We start from the raw sequence: 15,970 nt of genomic DNA, 5'->3' as shown, positions 1-15,970 counted from the left end.
GCTGAAACCGGGCCTGCGGGGGAGTCAGGTGGCCGGTTTCTGTGGCAGTGGCGAAATCGGCATTCCAGGGCCGATCTTCTGCAGATTGCCTGTTATCACCTGGTCGCCTTCCGTGACTCCGCTCAGGATGGCGACCAGGTCGCCGCTGGTCGGCCCGGTCGAGACCAGCCGCTGGTCGACCGTGTTGCCCTTGCCGACGACGTAGAGATATTTGCCGAGCTGGCTCGAACCCAGTGCCACCTGCGGCACCATCAGCGCATCGGGCTGCTGTTTGACGTGCAGCCGGACGCGGACATATTGGCCAGGCAGCAGCGCGAACTTGGCGTTGCCGATGGTGGCGCGCGCGGTGATGGTGCCGGTCGAATGGTCGATCGTGTTGTCGATGAAGGTGAGTTCACCCTTCTGATGGGCTTCGGTCTCGCCCGGGAGCAGCACCTCGACCTCGATCGGGCCGGCGGCACGAGCTTCCTCGATCTGCGCCAGATCGCTCTCGCTCGGATTGAAGGTTACATAGATCGGGTCGAGCTGCACCAGCGTGTTGAGCACCGTGCCGGCGACGCTGACCAGCGTGCCGATCGAGGCCTGGTTACGGCCGATGCGGCCTGCGAAGGGAGCGCGAATCTCCGAATAGCTCAAATTGAGCTCGGCCGAGCGGACCGCCGCCTGGTTGAGCGCCAGCGACGCCTGCGCCTCGCGCAAGGTGCTGGTGCGCTGGTCGAAGCTGTCCTTGGCCAGATAGCCGCTCTTGGCGAGCTCGGTGCCGCGGCCGAGATTGGAGCGGGCATAGTCGAGCGTCGCTGTATCACGCTGCACCTGCGCCTTCGCCTGGTCGAGCGCCGCCTGGAAGTCCTGCGGCGCGATCTTGTAGAGGAGGTCGCCCTTCCTGACGTCGGCGCCGTCTTCGGCGGCCTGCTCTTCCAGGTAGCCCGGCACTCTGGCCTGCAGCGTGACGCTGCGGATCGGTTCGGTGCGGGCGGCATAGTCGAGATAGATCGGGATCGTCTTCTTCACCACGCTGGTCACCGGCACCGGCATGACGAATGCCGCGGGAGCGGGCGTTGCCGCTCCGGCCGTGCCGGCATTGAGGCTGAGGCTGCCCATATCGAGCAGGTGAACGCTCGCCACCGAGATTGCACCCAGCGCGACAGCGGCGCCCAAAGCGATTTTCCATTTACGCATGTTCAGTCTCCAATCTTATTCGGCCGCTTGCGCCATGGGCGGCAAGGCGGGTTCGGCAGTTGGTTCGGAATGCAGGGAAGCGGGCTCGTCGCCGCCGCGCCGTTCGCGCAGCTGTTCGATGACCGCATAGAAGACCGGCACGAACACCAGCGACAGGATGGTCGCCGCCACCATGCCGCCGAAGACGGTGGTGCCGATAGATTGACGGCTGGCAGCACCGGCGCCGGTCGCGAACATCAGCGGCAGCACGCCCAGGATGAAGGCGAAGGCCGTCATCAGGATCGGCCGCAGCCTCAGCCGTGCCGCTTCCATCGCCGCTTCGACGATGCTGAGGCCTTCTTCGCGCCGTCGCCGGGCGAACTCGACGATCAGGATGGCGTTCTTCGCCGCCAGGCCGATCAGCATGACGAAGCCGATCTGCGAGTAGACGTCGATCTGCATGCCGCGCACCCACAGCACCACGAACGCGCCGAACAAGGCGAGCGGCACTGCCAGCAGCACCATGAACGGCATCGCCCAGCTCTCATATTGCGCCGCCAGGATCAGGAAGACGAAGACGATGGCGAGGCCGAAGACGACCGACGCAATCGATCCCGCCTTGAGCTCCTGGAAGGTGATGCCGGTCCATTCGAAGCCGAAATCCCTTGGTAGAGCCGTGGCGGCGGCCCGCTCCATGGCGGCGACCGCCTGGCCCGACGAATAGCCGGGCGCGGCGCCGCCATTGATCGAGGCCGAGGCGTTGTTGTTGTAGTGCGGCACCGTTTCCGGGCCGACGAACGGCACCAGCTTGCCCAGCGTGCTGAGCGGCACCATGCCGCCGGAGGCATTGCGCACATAGAGCCGCGAAATGTCGGCCGCACCCGCGCGTGCATCCTTGTCGGCCTGGATGGTCACCCGGAAGGTGCGGCCGAACAGGTTGAAGTCGTTGACGTAGAGCGAGCCGAGATAGATCTGCAGCGTGTTGAAGACGTCAGGCAGGTTAAGCCCGAGCAGCTTCGCCTTGGCGCGGTCGAGGTCGTAGTTGAACTGCGGCGTCGAGGTCGAGAACGGGGAGAAAAGCTGCTGCGGGTTGATTTCCGGCTGCTTGCGCGCCTCGGCGATCACGGCTTGCGTTGCGTCGTTGAGCGCGGTGCTGCCGCGGCCGGTAAGGTCCTCGACGACGAATTCGAAGCCGCCCGTGGTGCCGATACCCGGGATCGAGGGCGGATCGAAGGAGAGCGCGAACGCCTCCGGGATCTGCATCAGCTTGCCGCGCACGTCGGCGACGAGCTTGGAGGCGCTCTGGTCGGGGCCACGCTCTTCCCACGGCTTCAGGATGGCGAATTCGACCGCGGAATTCGACTGCGCCGCACTGGTCAGGAAGTTCAGGCCGCTGATCGAGCCGACGATGTCGACGCCGGGCGTCGATTGCAGGATGTCGCGCGCCTTCTGCGCCACCGCGTCGGTGCGTTCCAGCGAAGCGCCGTCGGGCAACTGGATGACGACGAAGAAATAGCCCTGGTCCTCGACCGGAAGGAAGGTCGAGGGAAGCTTCGCCCAGACGAAATAGGTGGCGACCAGCCCGGCCGCGAACAGGCCGAGCATGATCCAGCGCAAACGGATGAGGATGCGCACGCCATTGGCATAGGCATGCGACAGCCTGTCAAAGCCCGAATTGAACCAGCGGAACAGCACGAATTGCGTGCCTTGGCGATGGCGCAGGAAGGCGGCGCTCAGCGCCGGGCTCAGCGTCAGCGAATTGAAGGCGGAAATGCCGACCGAGATCGCCACCGTCAGCGCGAACTGGTTGTAGAGGCGTCCCGAAACGCCGGGGATGAAGGCGACCGGCACGAAGACGGCCATCAGCACGGCTGTGGTGGCGATGATCGGACCGGTGACCTCGGCCATGGCGGCTTTCGTCGCTGCCAGCGGTTTCAGCCCGGCCTCGAGCTGTCGTTCGACATTCTCGACCACCACGATGGCATCATCGACGACAAGGCCGATCGCCAGCACCATGCCGAGCAGGGAGAGCATGTTGAGCGAGAAGCCCATCATCTCCATGACGACGAGCGTCGCCACCAGCGACACCGGAATGGCGATCGTCGGAATGATTGTGGTGCGCCAGCTTTGCAGGAAGATGAACACCACGGCGACGACGAGAACCAGAGCCTCGCCAAGCGTGATCAGCACGTCATGCATGGAGGCCGAGACGAAGCGCGTCGTGTCGTAGTGCATGGCATAGCTGACGCCCTTGGGGAAGCGGGCGGACAGCTCCTGCATCTTGTCCTTGACGCGCTGCTGCAAATCGAGCGCGTTGGAGCCGGGCATCTGGTAGACGGCGAGCACCACGGTCGGGTCCTTGCCGAAAAAGGCCGACGACGAATATTGCAGGGCGCCGAGCTCGATGCGGGCGACGTCGCGCAGCCGCACCAGCGAGCCGGTGGTGGTGTTGGCGCGCACCACGATGTCGCCGAACTCCTTGGGATCGCTCAACCGGCCGACGGCATTGACCTGCATCTCGAAAGCGGTGCCGGCAGGCGCCGGAGACTGGCCGATCTTGCCGGCGGCCACCTGGACGTTCTGCTCGGCAATGGCGTTCTGGACGTCGACAGCGGTGATGCCGAGATTGGCGAGCTTGTCCGGATCGAGCCAGACGCGCATCGAATAGCGCCGCTCGCCGAATATCTGCACGTCACCGACACCGGGCAGCCGCTTCAGCGGGTCGACCACTTGCAGATAGGCAAGGTTCGACAGCGCCACCGGATCGACGGAGCCGTCGGGCGAGGTGAGATTGACGATGAGGACAAAGTTCGGATTCTGCTTCTTGATCGTCACGCCGCCCTGATTGACGATCGCCGGCAGCGACGAGGCAGCCTGCGAGACGCGGTTCTGGACGTCGACGGCGGCGGTGCTCAGGGAATAGCCGACATCGAAGGTGATGGTGATCGTCGAGGAACCGTCATTGGAGCTGGTCGACGACATGTAGGTCATGCCTTGCACGCCGTTGATCTGCTGCTCCAGCGGCGTCGTCACAGTGTCGGCGACCACCTGCGCGCTGGCTCCCGGATAGTGGGCGCTGACCACGACCTGCGGCGGTGTGATGTCGGGAAACTGCGAGACGGGCAGCAGGAAATAACAAATCGTCCCGGCGAGCACCATGATGATGGCGATCGCCGAGGCGAAGATCGGGCGGTGAATGAAGAAGTTTACCACGACACGCACGCCTCTCCGGCTGCTCTTGCCCTGCCGAACGCAGTGGCAACCCTGGACAGCCTCTGGCCGCGTCCGAACTCTTCCGACGAACGGAGCAACGGCACCTCGCCGCGCTGCGAACCGGCAAGCGTGCGCAGCATTGTTTCGAAAGCACGCGGATCGACCCCGTCGGCTTTCATGACCAGCCGGATCATCGGATCCCGAACGGCTTCATCTATGGTAAGATCGCGGCGCTGTGGCATTGGCCGGCTCCTTGTCTGTCGATTCGCAGCCCATGCTCGCGAACCGTTTTTCATCTCTTCACCGGCCGGAGCCGCATGAAATGCAATTTTTCGCCCGCCCCGATCTGGCCGGACCAGATCACGGTCTTGTTATTGACGGCGGACGCCATAGGTGTTACCAGTAAGTAACATTCTGGAAGTTACAGACCGGTAACACCCTAGTCAAGAGGTGGCCGAGGGATTTTTGGAAACGAAGGAGATCAATGATGACAGACGGCGTCGTGGAGCGTCCTCGTCCTCGGGATCGGATCCTGGAGACGGCGCGCGACATGTTCCACAAGCACGGCATCAAGGGCGTCGGCGTCGACGCCATCACCGAGGCTGCCGGCACGAACAAGATGACGCTCTACCGTCATTTCGAATCCAAGGACGATCTGATCATCGAATGCCTGCGCGCCACCGCATCAAAGGCCGGCGCGATGTGGGACGCATTCGAAGCCGAGCACCCGGGCGACAAGCTCGCGCAACTGCATGCCTGGGTTCGCAAGGCGGCCGAGATGCTTACGGCCGATTGCCGGGGCTGCGACATGGCCAACGCCGCGGTTGAGCTGACTGAACCCGACCATCCGGCCAGGCGCGTGATCAAGGAACTCAAGGAAGCCCAGCGCGAGCGCCTGGTGGCGCTCTGCCGGGGCGCCGGCATCGGCCAGGCCGAACTTCTGGCCGATACGCTTTCGCTGCTGTGCGAAGGCGCGCGCGTGAGCGTGCAGACCGTTGGCACCGAAGGTCCCAGCGCGCAATTGGTGCGCATGGCGGAAGGGTTGATCCAGTCCTTCAGGGGCGGAGCCGCCGCGGGCTGATCCATCGGCAAGGCTCATTGGCGCCGGACAGCGCGTGCGCTTCCGGTCTGCCGTGGCTTTGATGTTGCGTGGATTCCCTGCCGTTCCCGGAAATGTCCGGCATGCAATAAAAAAGCCCGCTGCCGGGAGGAGGTGGCAGCGGGCTCGATTTCGAATGTGGTGCGGGAGGAGGTGCACCCCACTCAGCGCCGGCATCGCATCTGGGAGGAGTAGATGGCCGACAACCAAAAGCTATGAGTTGCCCAATGATTCGGCAATCGTGAATCGTGCATAGCAGCTGTGCAGATTCGCCGTATCGCTCGCGACGTGATCGGAAGGCCTCGCGGCCCGCGTCACTGCACCGGGACGTTTTCCCGGAAGATCAGCCGCGGCTCGATGAATTTCCGCGTCAGGTAGGGCGCCGATGATGCGATCGAGCCAAGCAGGCGGATGACCGATTGCTCGGCGATCAGCCTGGCATTCTGGTCGATGACGACGTCGGCGAGATCGTCGACGAGATAGCCGCGCGTTTCCCTCGTCAGGTCGTGACAGATGAATACCGGCTTGCGGTTGGGCCTGGCCTCCCGGATGGCCTTGGCAACGCCGGAGCGTCCGGCTCCAATGCAATAGATGCCGAGCAGTTCCGGCTCGTTGCGCAGCGCCTTCATGGTTTCGGCATAGCTGGCACCGGTCTCGTCGTTGATCTCGACGGCGCTGCTGACGCTCAGGTTGGGGAACTCCTCGCCGAGCACGGAGCGGAAACCCATCTCACGTTCCTCATGGCCGCGATAGGAGCGCGAGCCGACCACCATCGCCAACTGGCCCTCGCGGTCGGCGAGGAAGCGCCCCATCAGGAGTGCGGCGGTCCGTCCCGCCACCCGGTTGTCTATGCCGACATAGGCCGAGCGTGGTGCGGCCGGAATATCGGACACCAGCGTCACCAGGCGAATGCCGGCCTCGACGATGTCGCGCAGGATGTTGCGCGTCCTGGGATGATCGACGGCGATGACGCCGACGCCGTTGGCTTTCAGCGACAGGTTTTCGACGGCGGTCTGCAAAGCGTTCGGCGAGATTCCGGCGAGGTTGTGGATCCGGCACGAGGCAACGAGCGGCAGGCGCGAGGCATAATCCTCGATATGCCTGGCCAAATCCTGCATGAAGGCGTTGCTGCCGATCGGCAGGAAGAATTCCAGATTGGCCGGCCGCGAGGGGAGCGTTACCTGATCGGCGACCGGCAGATAGCCGAGCTGCTTGGCGGCCTCCATGACGCGCTGCCGGTTGGCCGCGCTGACCCCCTTCCGGTTGTTGAGCACCCTGTCGACCGTCGCCGTCGACAGTTCGCAGTTCCTGGCGATGTCAGAGACGGTGGCTTTCATGCCGCAACCCTATTGCCGATGCGATGGCACGCCAGACGGGCGATTTGAGCGGCGCCGATCGCGCCCATCGCCCGGATGCCCATTCTGCTGTTTCGCCAGGGATGTTGCGCTCGTCCTCAATGCGACCCCTTGCCATCGGCGATGGCGTCGCGGATCTCCTTGTCCGACATGCCGGTGATGACGCGTTCAACCTCCGCCACGCTGGTCGTCTTGGGGTCGATGTCCCCGGCCACCACCTTGCCGCGCCGCATGACGACGATGCGGTCCACCACCTGGAAGACATGGTGGATGTTGTGCGCGATGAAGATGCAGGAATGGCCGGAATCGCGCGCGCTGCGCACGAAGCTCAGCACGCCCTGGGTTTCGGCGACGCCGAGATTGTTGGTCGGTTCGTCGAGGATGATGAGATCGCTGTCGAAATGCATGGCGCGCGCTATCGCCACCGCCTGGCGCTCGCCGCCGGAGAGCGAGCCGATCGGCGTCGTCGGCGGAATGTTCTTGGAAATGCCGACCTGCTTGAGTAGGTCGCGGGCGACCGTGTTCATCGCCTCCTGGTCCATGCGGTTGAGGAAGCGCGGCGGCTTGATCGGCTCGCGCCCGAGGAACAGATTGCGGGCGATCGACAGCTGCGTGACCAGCGCCGAGTCCTGGTAGATGGTCTCTATGCCGTTGGCGATGGCGTCGCTGGTGTTGCGCAGGTTCACCTTCTTGCCGCGGATGAAGATGTCGCCGCTGGTCAGCGGCACCGCGCCCGACAGCACTTTGATCAGCGTCGACTTGCCGGCGCCATTGTCGCCGAGCAGGCCGACGATCTCGCGCTCGTTGACATGGAAATTGGCGTCCACCAGCGCCTGCACGCGCCCGTAGGACTTGCGGATGTTCTGCATGCGGATCAGTGGCTCGGCCATGGTTCACGTCCCTGCCTGATGCCGGCGTTCCAGCCATGAATGAAGCGCCATCATGCCAAGGATGATCGCGCCGATGAAGATGTTGTAGGCAAGGCCGGGCACGCCGATCAGCACGATGCCGTTGCGCATGACGCGCAGGATCAGGATGCCGAGCACGGTGCCGATGATGGTGCCGCGCCCGCCCGTCAGCGCCGTGCCGCCGATCACCACCATGGCGATGACCTCGAGTTCGTAGCCGGTGCCGCTGTTGGGGTTGGCCGCCGAGGTGCGCAGCGAGGAGATGACGCCTGCAAGCGAGGCCATGACCGAGGACAGCACGAACAGGCCGATCTTGACGCGGCTGACATTGACGCCGCGCGCCCTCGCAGCGTTCGGGTTGCCGCCGGCGGCCTGGATCCAGTTGCCGGTGCGGCTTTGCGTCAGCACATAGCCCAGCGCGATGGCCGCGGCGATGAACCAGAACAGCGACATGTAGATGCGGAACGGGCCGATGAAGAAATCGCCGACCAGCGCCTCCGCCAGCCAACTGCCCTCGGCGCTCCAGGTGCGCTGCGGAAAGCCGTCGGTGACGAACAGCGCGGTGCCGCGCACCACCAGGAGCATGCCGAGCGTGACCAGAAAGGACGGGATCTTGAGCTGCGTGACGAACCAGCCATTGACCAGGCCGATGAAGGCGGCGACCAGCAGCGCGACAACGAAGCCCATCTCCAGCGAGGTGAGGCCGCTGTTGAACAGCGTCCACATCAGCACCGGCGAGAAGCCGAACAGCGAGCCGACGGAAAGGTCGAATTCGCCCGACGTCATCAGCAACGTCATCGCCAGCGCGATCAGCCCGAGCTCGACCGTGAAGGCCAACGTGTTGGAGATGTTCTGGGGTGACAGGAAGTCGTGGTTGAAACCCCAGAAGACGGCGATCTCGACGACGAGCAGCACGAAGGGGCCGAATTCCGGCCGCGCGATCAGGCCTTGGACAAGCGAACGATTTTCCACGTGTAACCCGCGACTGGTTGGAATGGGCCGGACCATCGGGCCGCATCAAACGGCTCGATACCAGGCGAAAGGGCGGGACGCCGCACGCCCGGTGGACGCGCGGCGCTGGAGATCAGGGGCTATTTGCCGGACAGGATCTTGTCGTAGATCTCGGCGGTATCTTTCTCATAGAGCGCGCCGGTGATGACGTTGAAGCCCGGGGGAATGCCGCTTGCGGCCATGTTGGCGAGCGACAGCGCGACATAGCTGGTCGCTTGCGGATCCTGCCACTGGCCGGCATTGACGTAGCCGTTCAGCACTTCCTGGGTGGTGTCGAGCGAGTTGCCCCAGCCGACGACGGGGATTTCGCCGGGCTTGACGCCGACTTGGTCGAACACGCGTTTGATCGAGCCGGTGACGAGGTCGCCAAGGCCGATGATCGCCTTCACCTTGGCCTTGTTGGCGGTGAGATAGTCGACCATGCGGTTGATCACCTCGGCCTGGTCGAGCGTCGCCTCGGTCACCTCATAGGTGATGCCGAGCGGCTCGAACACGCTCTTGATGCCTTCCTCTTCCTGCACGCCATAGGTGGCGCCGGGAATCTCGACAGGCATCCAGACGAAGTCGCCCTTCTTCACCAGGCCCTTGTCGACCAGATACTGCGCCCAGTGCTTGCCGAAGGTGACATTGTCGCCGCCGACATAGGCGTTGAAATTGGCCTTGGGATCGGGCGTGTTGAAATTGATGATCGGAATGTTGGCCGCGCGGGCTTCCTTGACGATCTCGACAAGGCTGCCCGGATCGGGGCTGGTGGTGGTGATGCCGTCGGCCTTGGCCGAGATCGCGGCCCGCACCGCCTCCTGCTGCGAGGCGACGTCGCCATTGTGGAACGAGGTGTTGACGGTATTGCCGGTGTCCTTGGCCCATTGCTTGGCGCCGGCAAGGAAGTATGTCCAGACCGGATCGGCCGGGCCGCCATGTGAAATCCAGTAGAACGTCTTGGCCTGCGCCGCCGCCGGAATGACCGTCAGCGCGACCAGCAGGCCGTATAGAACCACTCTTAACCGTGTCAGCATTTGATTTCCTCCCGTTTGAAACTGATCAGTTCGAAACCGCCCTCTTGATCGGGCAAGACCGCGTCCTCCTCGCCAACGCCGTGTTGGATGATCAGAGCATCCTCTTTTTCGACAAATGGCAAGCCTCCACCTGTCAGTCGTAGTCGGCGCCTGACGGGGCGCCATCAGCGGTCCCATCAGATTGCATCAGTTCGGATGATTTTCGCGGCAGGCGATACCGGCCTCGAGGGTCGCCGGAGCGATGATTGACCGCCCTCGGGTGAACCCAGAGCTAGAGGAGGCCGGCCCTGGCAAGATCGTGCATCAGATGGCTGGCGCCGTAGGTCCAGTGCGGGCAGTCCGGCGACAGTCGCACCCGGTTGACCAGCGCGCCGAATTTCTCCGACGAGATGGTGACGATGTCGCCGACCTTATGGGTAAACCCCTTGCCCTTCTCGCCGCGGTCCTTCGAAGGCACGAACATGGTGCCGAGATAGAGCGCCAGGCCGTCCGGGTACTGGTGATGCGGGCCCATGGCAGCCGCTACGAGCTCTTCGGGAGAGCGGCTGATCTCGGCCATCGAGCTCGCGCCCTCCAGCGAGAACCCGTCCTCACCTTCCACTTTCAGCCGGACCACGGCCCGCTTTACGTCGTCGATGGAGAACGTGCCGTCGAACAGGCGGATGAAGGGGCCGAGCGAGGCGGAGGCGTTGTTGTCCTTGGCCTTGCCGAGCAGCAGTGCGGAACGCCCTTCGACATCGCGCAGATTGACGTCGTTGCCGATGGTGGCGCCGACGATCCTGCCGCTTGAGGCGGCGATCATGGCGATCTCCGGCTCCGGATTGTTCCAGGTAGAGACGGGATGCAGGCCGACATCGGCGCCGAAACCGACCGAGGCCATCGGCTGGCATTTGGTGAAGATCTCGGCGTCGGGGCCGATGCCCACTTCCAGATATTGCGACCAGGCGCCGCGTGCGATGAGCTTGGCCTTGATCTCCATCGCCTCCGGCGAACCGGGCTTGAGCTTGGACAGATCGTGGCCGATCAGCCCGGCAATGTCGGCGCGGATGGCGTCGGCCTTTTCCGCCGAACCGCGCGCCTGTTCCTCGATGACACGTTCCAGCAGGCTGACGACGAAGGTGACGCCCGAGGCCTTGATCGCCTGCAGGTCGACGGGGGAGATGAGATAGGGCCTTGCCGGATCACGCGCGGCCTCGAAACTGTTGGCCGCGATGTCATCGAGCGAGCCGATCGGCTTGCCCTTGGCCGAGCGCACATAACCGGCCGGATCGGCCATCTCGCAGATACCGCGCACGGTCGGCGCCGTGCTCGACGTGATGTCGAAGACGGTGCCATCACGCACCGTGACCACCAGGGGATGCGAGGCGTCGCTGCTTCTGGCGCGCCCGACAAAAAGGCCTTCGGCGGGCAGATGCATCGGGTTTGTCATGCGTGCGGTCCTCTGATCATCAAAAATGCGGCTTGCCGGTTCGGCGCGGCACTTTCACCGGATTCCTGTCAAAGGTCTATCCCGTTTGTGGTGAGCCAGGCGCCATGTCTGCCGGCGTCGTCGGCGATTGGCGTACCGCAAGGAAGCACTCCTTCGGGGGTTGAATGCATGCGGCGGTGCGGGAGTCCCGACGCCTGCGTCATTTTCCGGCTTGCGTTTGTTCTCGTTTTGTTCTAACATGCCCAACCTGAGTCAATTGGCGGACGAGATCAGTATGAGTGGGCAACCCGCATTCGGAACCGCGAAGAACGGCCAGGCCTTTTTCCGATGGGAACAGGCCGGGAAGCATTTCCACCGGCTGTTCTTTGCCATCCTCGTCGGCAGCGCGATTGCTGGTCGTCTCGCGCGAAAGGCCATTGCCTTGAACCGTGAGTTCGGATTGCAAGGCTGGCTGGTTCCGGAAAATCACATCCACGTCTCGCTTGTCGGCCTCGGCGACCATGAGGAGTACCCGCAGGAGTTGGCAGAGGCCGCCTGTCATATCGGATCGATGATCGTTGCAAAGCCCTTCGAGGTCTCGTTCGATCGCCTGTCGGCTTTTGGCGGTGGTGCACTGGTCCTGCGCGGCAGCGATGGCAATCCGCCGCTGCAGAAGTTCTGGCGTGACCTCACGGCGGTGATCTCGGACAGCCCGCTAAAACCCTTTCTCACCAGGTCCATCGAACCGCATGTCACATTGCTTCGTGATGAAGTGGGCGTTCCCAGCATTCGCGAGCGGTCGATCGATCCGATCGGCTGGACTGTCCGGGATTTTGTGCTGATCCACAGTCTCATTGGGAAGGGCGCCTACAAGCAGCCCGGACGTTGGCGGCTGACCGGCCAGGACGATGCACTGCCCGCCATGTGAGAGCCTGGAATCGTCCTCGCATAGTCCGCGCGGTCCATCATCCTGACATGGCATGTCAGCTACCAGACGGCACGACGATGGCAGGCCGCCAACCTTTCCCTATTTGCAATGCGTCTGAACAGGAGGAACACATGACCAACACGGAAATTGCCAAGGATTTCACGGAGCTTCTCAAGCGCGGTGACTACGAAAGTGCTGCCGAGAAATACAACGCCGACGACATCGTCAGCTATGAGGCCATGGAGGGGCCGATGGCCGTCTGCCGCGGCAAGGACGCCGTCAAGCAGAAAGGCCAGTGGTGGCAGGAAAACAACGAAGTCCATGGCGGCTCGGTCGAGGGCCCTTATGTCAACGGCGACCAGTTCGCCGTGCGCTTTACATTTGACATAACGCCCAAGGCCACGGGCCAGCGTGTCACCATGGACGAGGTTGGCCTGTACACGGTCAAGAACGGCAAGATTGCCGAAGAGCGCTTCTATTATTGAGACGGGTTTTCGGCTGTCGGCACATTTCGCCGCATCCTGAGCGGCCAGGATCATGTCCTGGCCGCTATCCGACCTGATGCACATCGTCGTCACGGATCGGCGACCGCGCGCCCGCCATTGAAGAAACTTACTCTTCGATGGTTCTGCCGGGCCGCTGGCAAAGCGCGCCGGGGCTGCTTAATCTGCGGCCAGATTCGAAGTCCGGAAGGCACCTGTTTTGACGATCACCATGTACGGCATCACCACCTGCGACACGATCAGGAAGGCCCGCGTCTGGCTGGATGGCCACGACGTGCCTTACCGGTTCCACGACTATCGGGCCGAAGGCATCGAGGCGGGCAGGCTGGATGGCTGGGTCCGCAAGGTCGGCTGGGAAAAGCTGCTCAATAAGGGCAGCACCACGTTCCGCGAGTTGCCGGACAAGGATAAGCAGGGCCTGGATGAAAGGAAGGCCAAGGCACTGATGCTGGCCAAGCCGACGATGATCAAACGGCCTGTGCTCGAGGTTGGCGACCGCATCCTGGTCGGGTTCAAGCCGGATGTTTATGAGGCGGCGGTGGTCGGGAAGTAGGGCGCGGTACACTCTCAATTCGTCATCCTAGGGCGGAGCAAGGAGCGAAGCGACGCGGCGCAGACCCTAGGATCCATGCCGTTACTTTTGGGCGTCGCAGCCGTGCTGATTCTGCTCCGTTGCATTTCCGGACGGACGTCACGGCATGGATCCTCGGGTCAAGCCCGAGGATGACTAAGGGACAGGTCACTGTCCTCTCAGATACCCCGCCAGTGCCACGGCATTGTTGTGCGCCTCGTCATGGGCGCCGTAGAGCAGCGTCACCTTGCCGTCGCGGAGCAGGGCGCGCAGTTGCGCCACGGCCTCGCCATTGCCTTCCAGTTCGGCACGATACCGCTTCTGGAACTCGGCCCATCGTTCGGGCTCGTGCCCGAACCACTTGCGCAAGTCGGTGCTCGGCGCGATGTCCTTCAGCCATAGCGCCAGCGCGGCATGCTCCTTGCTGACGCCACGTGGCCAGACTCGATCGACCAGGACCCGCTGCCCGTCATCGAACGAGGGTGGTTCATACACCCGCTTGACCGCGATCTCGAAGGCCATCCGCTCTCCTTCGTGCGCTCTCGTCAGGCCCACTCGCCCTTGCGCATGACCGGCACGCGACTGCCGTCCCTGCCGACGCCGTCGATGTCGATCTTGTCCGAGCCGATCATCCAGTCGATGTGGATGAAGCTCTTGTTGCCGCCGCGCTCCGCGATCTCGGCCTGGCTGAGCGAGGCGCCGTCGACGAAGCACTTCGAATAGCACTGGCCGAGCGCGATGTGGCAGGCGGCGTTTTCGTCGAACAGCGTGTTGAAGAACAACAGGCCGCTCGCCGAGATCGGCGAGGAATGCGGCACCAGCGCCACTTCGCCAAGCCGGCGTGCGCCCTCGTCGGTGTCCAGCACTTTCTTCAGCACGTCCTCGCCCTTCGAAGCCTTCGCCTCGACGATCCTGCCGCCCTCGAAACGCACCGAGATCTCGTCGATCAGCGTGCCCTGGTAGGAGAGCGGCTTGGTCGATGAAACATGGCCTTCAACCCGCCGCGCATGTGGCGTGGTGAAGACCTCCTCGGTCGGGATGTTGGGATTGCAGGTGACGCCGTTCTTGGCGGTGGAGGCGCCGCCCATCCACTCATGGCCGTCGGCCAGCCCGACCGTCAGGTCGGTGCCCGGCCCGGTGAAATGAAGCGAATGGAAAGCATGGCCGTTGAGCCATTCGGTGCGGCTGCGTAGGGCCGCATTGTGCGCCTTCCAGTTGCCGATCGGATCTTCCACGTCCACCCGCGACGCGGCGAAGATGGCGTCGGCGAGCTTGGCCACCGCAACGTCGTCGGCATCATCGGGGAAGACCTGCTTGGCCCAGGCGAGATCGGGATAGGCGACGATGTTCCAGTTGATGTCGAAGCCGGTGATCTTTTCCAGCGCCGGCTGGTAGGCCATCGAATTGGCCTTGTTGGCGCGCGCCACGTTCGCCGGGTCCTGCGCCGACAGGAGCGAAGGATCTTCGCCGCGCACGGCAAGTCGCGCCGCATTGTTGGAGAAGGCTTTGGCCATGCCTTCATAGAGCCAGCCGGCGGCGCGGTCGAAGCCGGCGTCCGCGCCATAACGAAAGCGCGCCAGCGTGATCTCGTCATCGTTGAAGATCGGCGTCACCAGCCCCGCGCCGGCCTTGTAGGCATGCTCGACGATGCGCCGGGTCAGCGGCAGCGCGGCGATGGAGGAGGTCAGCACCAGGTCCTGCCCGGGCTGCAATTGCAGCCCCACCTTGATGGCGACTTCGGCCAGCCTGTCGAGCTTCACCGGGTCGATCGTTGCGGAAACGCCGCGCGAATGTGTGGTCATGATCCTGCCTGCCGTAGTTTGATGTCGGACTCTACATAGACCGGCGCCACGGTGCTTTCCACCGTGATCGCATCGCTCGTGCCCGTCTTCGCGGAGCCGAACCGCGCCATCGTCGCCTCGATCTCTTCCCTGATCCAGAGCTTGAAATCCCGGACCTTGCGGCTTTCGGCCTTGGCGGCGGAGGTCACCAGCCAATAGCCAAGCCCGCTCTGGGCGCGGATCCCGAACGGCGCGACGAGCCGCCCGTCGGCCAGCGCGTCGGCGGCGAGCAACTGCCAGCCCAGCATCACACCATGGCCGGCAATCGCCGATTCCAGGCAAAGCATCGGATCGGTGAAGCGAGCGCCCTTCAGGAAAGTGACTGGTTCGACACCGGCGGCGTCGAACCAGCTTTCCCAGTTGATCATCGCTCGTTCGTCGGTAATCGCGCAGGTCTGGGCAAGGTCTTCGATCGATTTCAGTTTCTTCGCTATCGAGGGCGCGCAGACCGGGAACACCTCTTGTGCCAAAAGCAACTCCGCCTTGCTGGCCGGCCATGTGCCGTCGCCAAGCCGGATGGCGATATCGATATCGGAATGGTCGAGGTCGGCCAGCCGCACCGAGGCGTCGATGCGCAACAGCACGTTGGGATGCCGGGTGAAGTGATGCGACAGCCGCGGCAGCAGCCATTTCGAGGCGAATGCCGGCGCCACGGAAACCACCAGCGTGCATTGGCGCGCCTCGTCGGCCAGCGCCACGGCCTGGGTGAGCTCGCGGAAACCCGCGCCGAGGCGCGTCGCGAACATGGCGCCGAATTCGGTCAGGACCAGCCCCTTGGCCGTTCTCTCGAACACGGCCTGGCCGAGCTGCTGCTCCGCGCGCTTTATCTGCTGGCTGACGGCGCTGGCCGAAACGTTGAGTTCGCCGGCGGCCGCGGCGAGCGAGCCGAGACGGGCGACGGTCTCCACGGCGCGAAGGCCGTTGAGGTGGACGCGGTTGAGCATGGCCATTGAGTTTTT

The 15,970-nt window shown here is 63.8% G+C and carries 16 protein-coding genes; 4 read left to right on the top strand and 12 right to left on the bottom strand.

What is annotated here, in order from left to right; translation table 11 throughout:
• Positions 1-24 precede the first annotated feature (24 nt).
• From FJ973_RS25615 to FJ973_RS25605, 3 genes are read right to left on the bottom strand one after another with little or no spacing between them, the layout of a single operon-like run.
• Positions 25-1,179, bottom strand: a complete 1,155-nt coding sequence (locus FJ973_RS25615; RefSeq protein ID WP_140558254.1) for an efflux RND transporter periplasmic adaptor subunit — start codon at positions 1,177-1,179, stop codon at positions 25-27.
• A gap of 15 nt (positions 1,180-1,194) precedes the next feature.
• Positions 1,195-4,371 (bottom strand): multidrug efflux RND transporter permease subunit, encoded by a 3,177-nt coding sequence (locus tag FJ973_RS25610; RefSeq protein ID WP_140558296.1) that lies wholly within the window; start codon positions 4,369-4,371, stop codon positions 1,195-1,197.
• Positions 4,365-4,613, bottom strand: a complete 249-nt coding sequence (locus tag FJ973_RS25605) for a hypothetical protein (protein ID WP_140497921.1) — start codon at positions 4,611-4,613, stop codon at positions 4,365-4,367. Before FJ973_RS25605 ends, FJ973_RS25610 begins: the two co-directional genes overlap by 7 nt.
• A 245-nt stretch (positions 4,614-4,858) precedes the next feature.
• Between FJ973_RS25605 and FJ973_RS25600 the strand changes: the two genes are divergently transcribed.
• Complete coding sequence (locus tag FJ973_RS25600) at positions 4,859-5,452, top strand: TetR/AcrR family transcriptional regulator (protein ID WP_140497923.1); 594 nt, start codon at positions 4,859-4,861, stop codon at positions 5,450-5,452.
• 332 nt (positions 5,453-5,784) lie between these two features.
• Here the strand turns inward: FJ973_RS25600 and FJ973_RS25590 are convergent, their stop codons facing one another.
• The 6 genes from FJ973_RS25590 to FJ973_RS25570 all read right to left on the bottom strand — a co-directional run bounded on the left by FJ973_RS25590 (position 5,785) and on the right by FJ973_RS25570 (position 11,189).
• On the bottom strand, positions 5,785-6,807 hold the full coding sequence (locus FJ973_RS25590) for a LacI family DNA-binding transcriptional regulator (RefSeq protein WP_140514733.1): 1,023 nt from the start codon (positions 6,805-6,807) through the stop codon (positions 5,785-5,787).
• 116 nt (positions 6,808-6,923) lie between these two features.
• A complete protein-coding gene (locus FJ973_RS25585) occupies positions 6,924-7,715 on the bottom strand; it encodes an ATP-binding cassette domain-containing protein (RefSeq protein ID WP_140497927.1) in 792 nt (263 codons plus the stop codon).
• A gap of 3 nt (positions 7,716-7,718) precedes the next feature.
• A complete protein-coding gene (locus tag FJ973_RS25580; protein ID WP_140558252.1) occupies positions 7,719-8,705 on the bottom strand; it encodes an ABC transporter permease in 987 nt (328 codons plus the stop codon).
• A 119-nt stretch (positions 8,706-8,824) separates the two neighbouring features.
• Complete coding sequence (locus FJ973_RS25575; RefSeq protein ID WP_140497931.1) at positions 8,825-9,760, bottom strand: substrate-binding domain-containing protein; 936 nt, start codon at positions 9,758-9,760, stop codon at positions 8,825-8,827.
• On the bottom strand, positions 9,754-9,882 hold the full coding sequence (locus FJ973_RS31650; protein WP_281406201.1) for a hypothetical protein: 129 nt from the start codon (positions 9,880-9,882) through the stop codon (positions 9,754-9,756). The genes FJ973_RS25575 and FJ973_RS31650 overlap by 7 nt, the downstream gene beginning before the upstream one ends.
• Before the next feature lie 149 nt (positions 9,883-10,031).
• The gene (locus FJ973_RS25570; RefSeq protein WP_140558250.1) at positions 10,032-11,189 is read right to left on the bottom strand and encodes a fumarylacetoacetate hydrolase family protein; all 1,158 of its coding nucleotides are present in this window, start codon (positions 11,187-11,189) and stop codon (positions 10,032-10,034) included.
• Between the two features lie 238 nt (positions 11,190-11,427).
• Between FJ973_RS25570 and FJ973_RS25565 the strand changes: the two genes are divergently transcribed.
• From FJ973_RS25565 to FJ973_RS25555, 3 genes are all read left to right on the top strand, one after another.
• Positions 11,428-12,096 (top strand): 2'-5' RNA ligase family protein, encoded by a 669-nt coding sequence (locus tag FJ973_RS25565; RefSeq protein ID WP_246675947.1) that lies wholly within the window; start codon positions 11,428-11,430, stop codon positions 12,094-12,096.
• Positions 12,097-12,227: 131 nt separating this feature from the next.
• Positions 12,228-12,581: a nuclear transport factor 2 family protein gene (locus FJ973_RS25560; RefSeq protein ID WP_140497937.1), complete on the top strand. Its 354-nt coding sequence runs from the start codon at positions 12,228-12,230 to the stop codon at positions 12,579-12,581.
• A gap of 217 nt (positions 12,582-12,798) precedes the next feature.
• Complete coding sequence (locus FJ973_RS25555) at positions 12,799-13,152, top strand: ArsC family reductase (RefSeq protein WP_140514738.1); 354 nt, start codon at positions 12,799-12,801, stop codon at positions 13,150-13,152.
• Between the two features lie 186 nt (positions 13,153-13,338).
• On the opposite strand, the gene FJ973_RS25550 is transcribed toward FJ973_RS25555, so the two are convergent.
• From FJ973_RS25550 to FJ973_RS25540, 3 genes are read right to left on the bottom strand one after another with little or no spacing between them, the layout of a single operon-like run.
• Positions 13,339-13,692: a DUF488 domain-containing protein gene (locus FJ973_RS25550; RefSeq protein ID WP_140514740.1), complete on the bottom strand. Its 354-nt coding sequence runs from the start codon at positions 13,690-13,692 to the stop codon at positions 13,339-13,341.
• Positions 13,693-13,715: 23 nt separating this feature from the next.
• Positions 13,716-14,972: an aminopeptidase gene (locus FJ973_RS25545; RefSeq protein ID WP_140558248.1), complete on the bottom strand. Its 1,257-nt coding sequence runs from the start codon at positions 14,970-14,972 to the stop codon at positions 13,716-13,718.
• The gene (locus FJ973_RS25540) at positions 14,969-15,961 is read right to left on the bottom strand and encodes a LysR substrate-binding domain-containing protein (RefSeq protein ID WP_140558247.1); all 993 of its coding nucleotides are present in this window, start codon (positions 15,959-15,961) and stop codon (positions 14,969-14,971) included. The genes FJ973_RS25545 and FJ973_RS25540 overlap by 4 nt, the downstream gene beginning before the upstream one ends.
• Between the last annotated feature and the right edge of the window lie 9 nt (positions 15,962-15,970).

This window comes from Mesorhizobium sp. B2-1-3 (genome assembly GCF_006442495.1).
Classification (GTDB): domain Bacteria; phylum Pseudomonadota; class Alphaproteobacteria; order Rhizobiales; family Rhizobiaceae; genus Mesorhizobium.
This window is presented reverse-complemented; position numbering and strand designations above follow the sequence as displayed.

Excerpts from the sequence above, each read along its gene's own strand:
- FJ973_RS25615 (WP_140558254.1), bottom strand. The coding sequence starts at position 1,179 with ATGCGTAAATGGAAAATCGCTTTGGGCGCCGCTGTCGCGCTGGGTGCA.
- FJ973_RS25600 (WP_140497923.1), top strand. The coding sequence starts at position 4,859 with ATGACAGACGGCGTCGTGGAGCGTCCTCGTCCTCGGGATCGGATCCTG.
- FJ973_RS25545 (WP_140558248.1), bottom strand. The coding sequence starts at position 14,972 with ATGACCACACATTCGCGCGGCGTTTCCGCAACGATCGACCCGGTGAAG.
- FJ973_RS25570 (WP_140558250.1), bottom strand. The coding sequence starts at position 11,189 with ATGACAAACCCGATGCATCTGCCCGCCGAAGGCCTTTTTGTCGGGCGC.
- FJ973_RS25585 (WP_140497927.1), bottom strand. The coding sequence starts at position 7,715 with ATGGCCGAGCCACTGATCCGCATGCAGAACATCCGCAAGTCCTACGGG.
- FJ973_RS25590 (WP_140514733.1), bottom strand. The coding sequence starts at position 6,807 with ATGAAAGCCACCGTCTCTGACATCGCCAGGAACTGCGAACTGTCGACG.
- FJ973_RS25560 (WP_140497937.1), top strand. The coding sequence starts at position 12,228 with ATGACCAACACGGAAATTGCCAAGGATTTCACGGAGCTTCTCAAGCGC.
- FJ973_RS25550 (WP_140514740.1), bottom strand. The coding sequence starts at position 13,692 with ATGGCCTTCGAGATCGCGGTCAAGCGGGTGTATGAACCACCCTCGTTC.
- FJ973_RS25565 (WP_246675947.1), top strand. The coding sequence starts at position 11,428 with ATGCCCAACCTGAGTCAATTGGCGGACGAGATCAGTATGAGTGGGCAA.
- FJ973_RS25540 (WP_140558247.1), bottom strand. The coding sequence starts at position 15,961 with ATGGCCATGCTCAACCGCGTCCACCTCAACGGCCTTCGCGCCGTGGAG.
- FJ973_RS25575 (WP_140497931.1), bottom strand. The coding sequence starts at position 9,760 with ATGCTGACACGGTTAAGAGTGGTTCTATACGGCCTGCTGGTCGCGCTG.
- FJ973_RS25605 (WP_140497921.1), bottom strand. The coding sequence starts at position 4,613 with ATGCCACAGCGCCGCGATCTTACCATAGATGAAGCCGTTCGGGATCCG.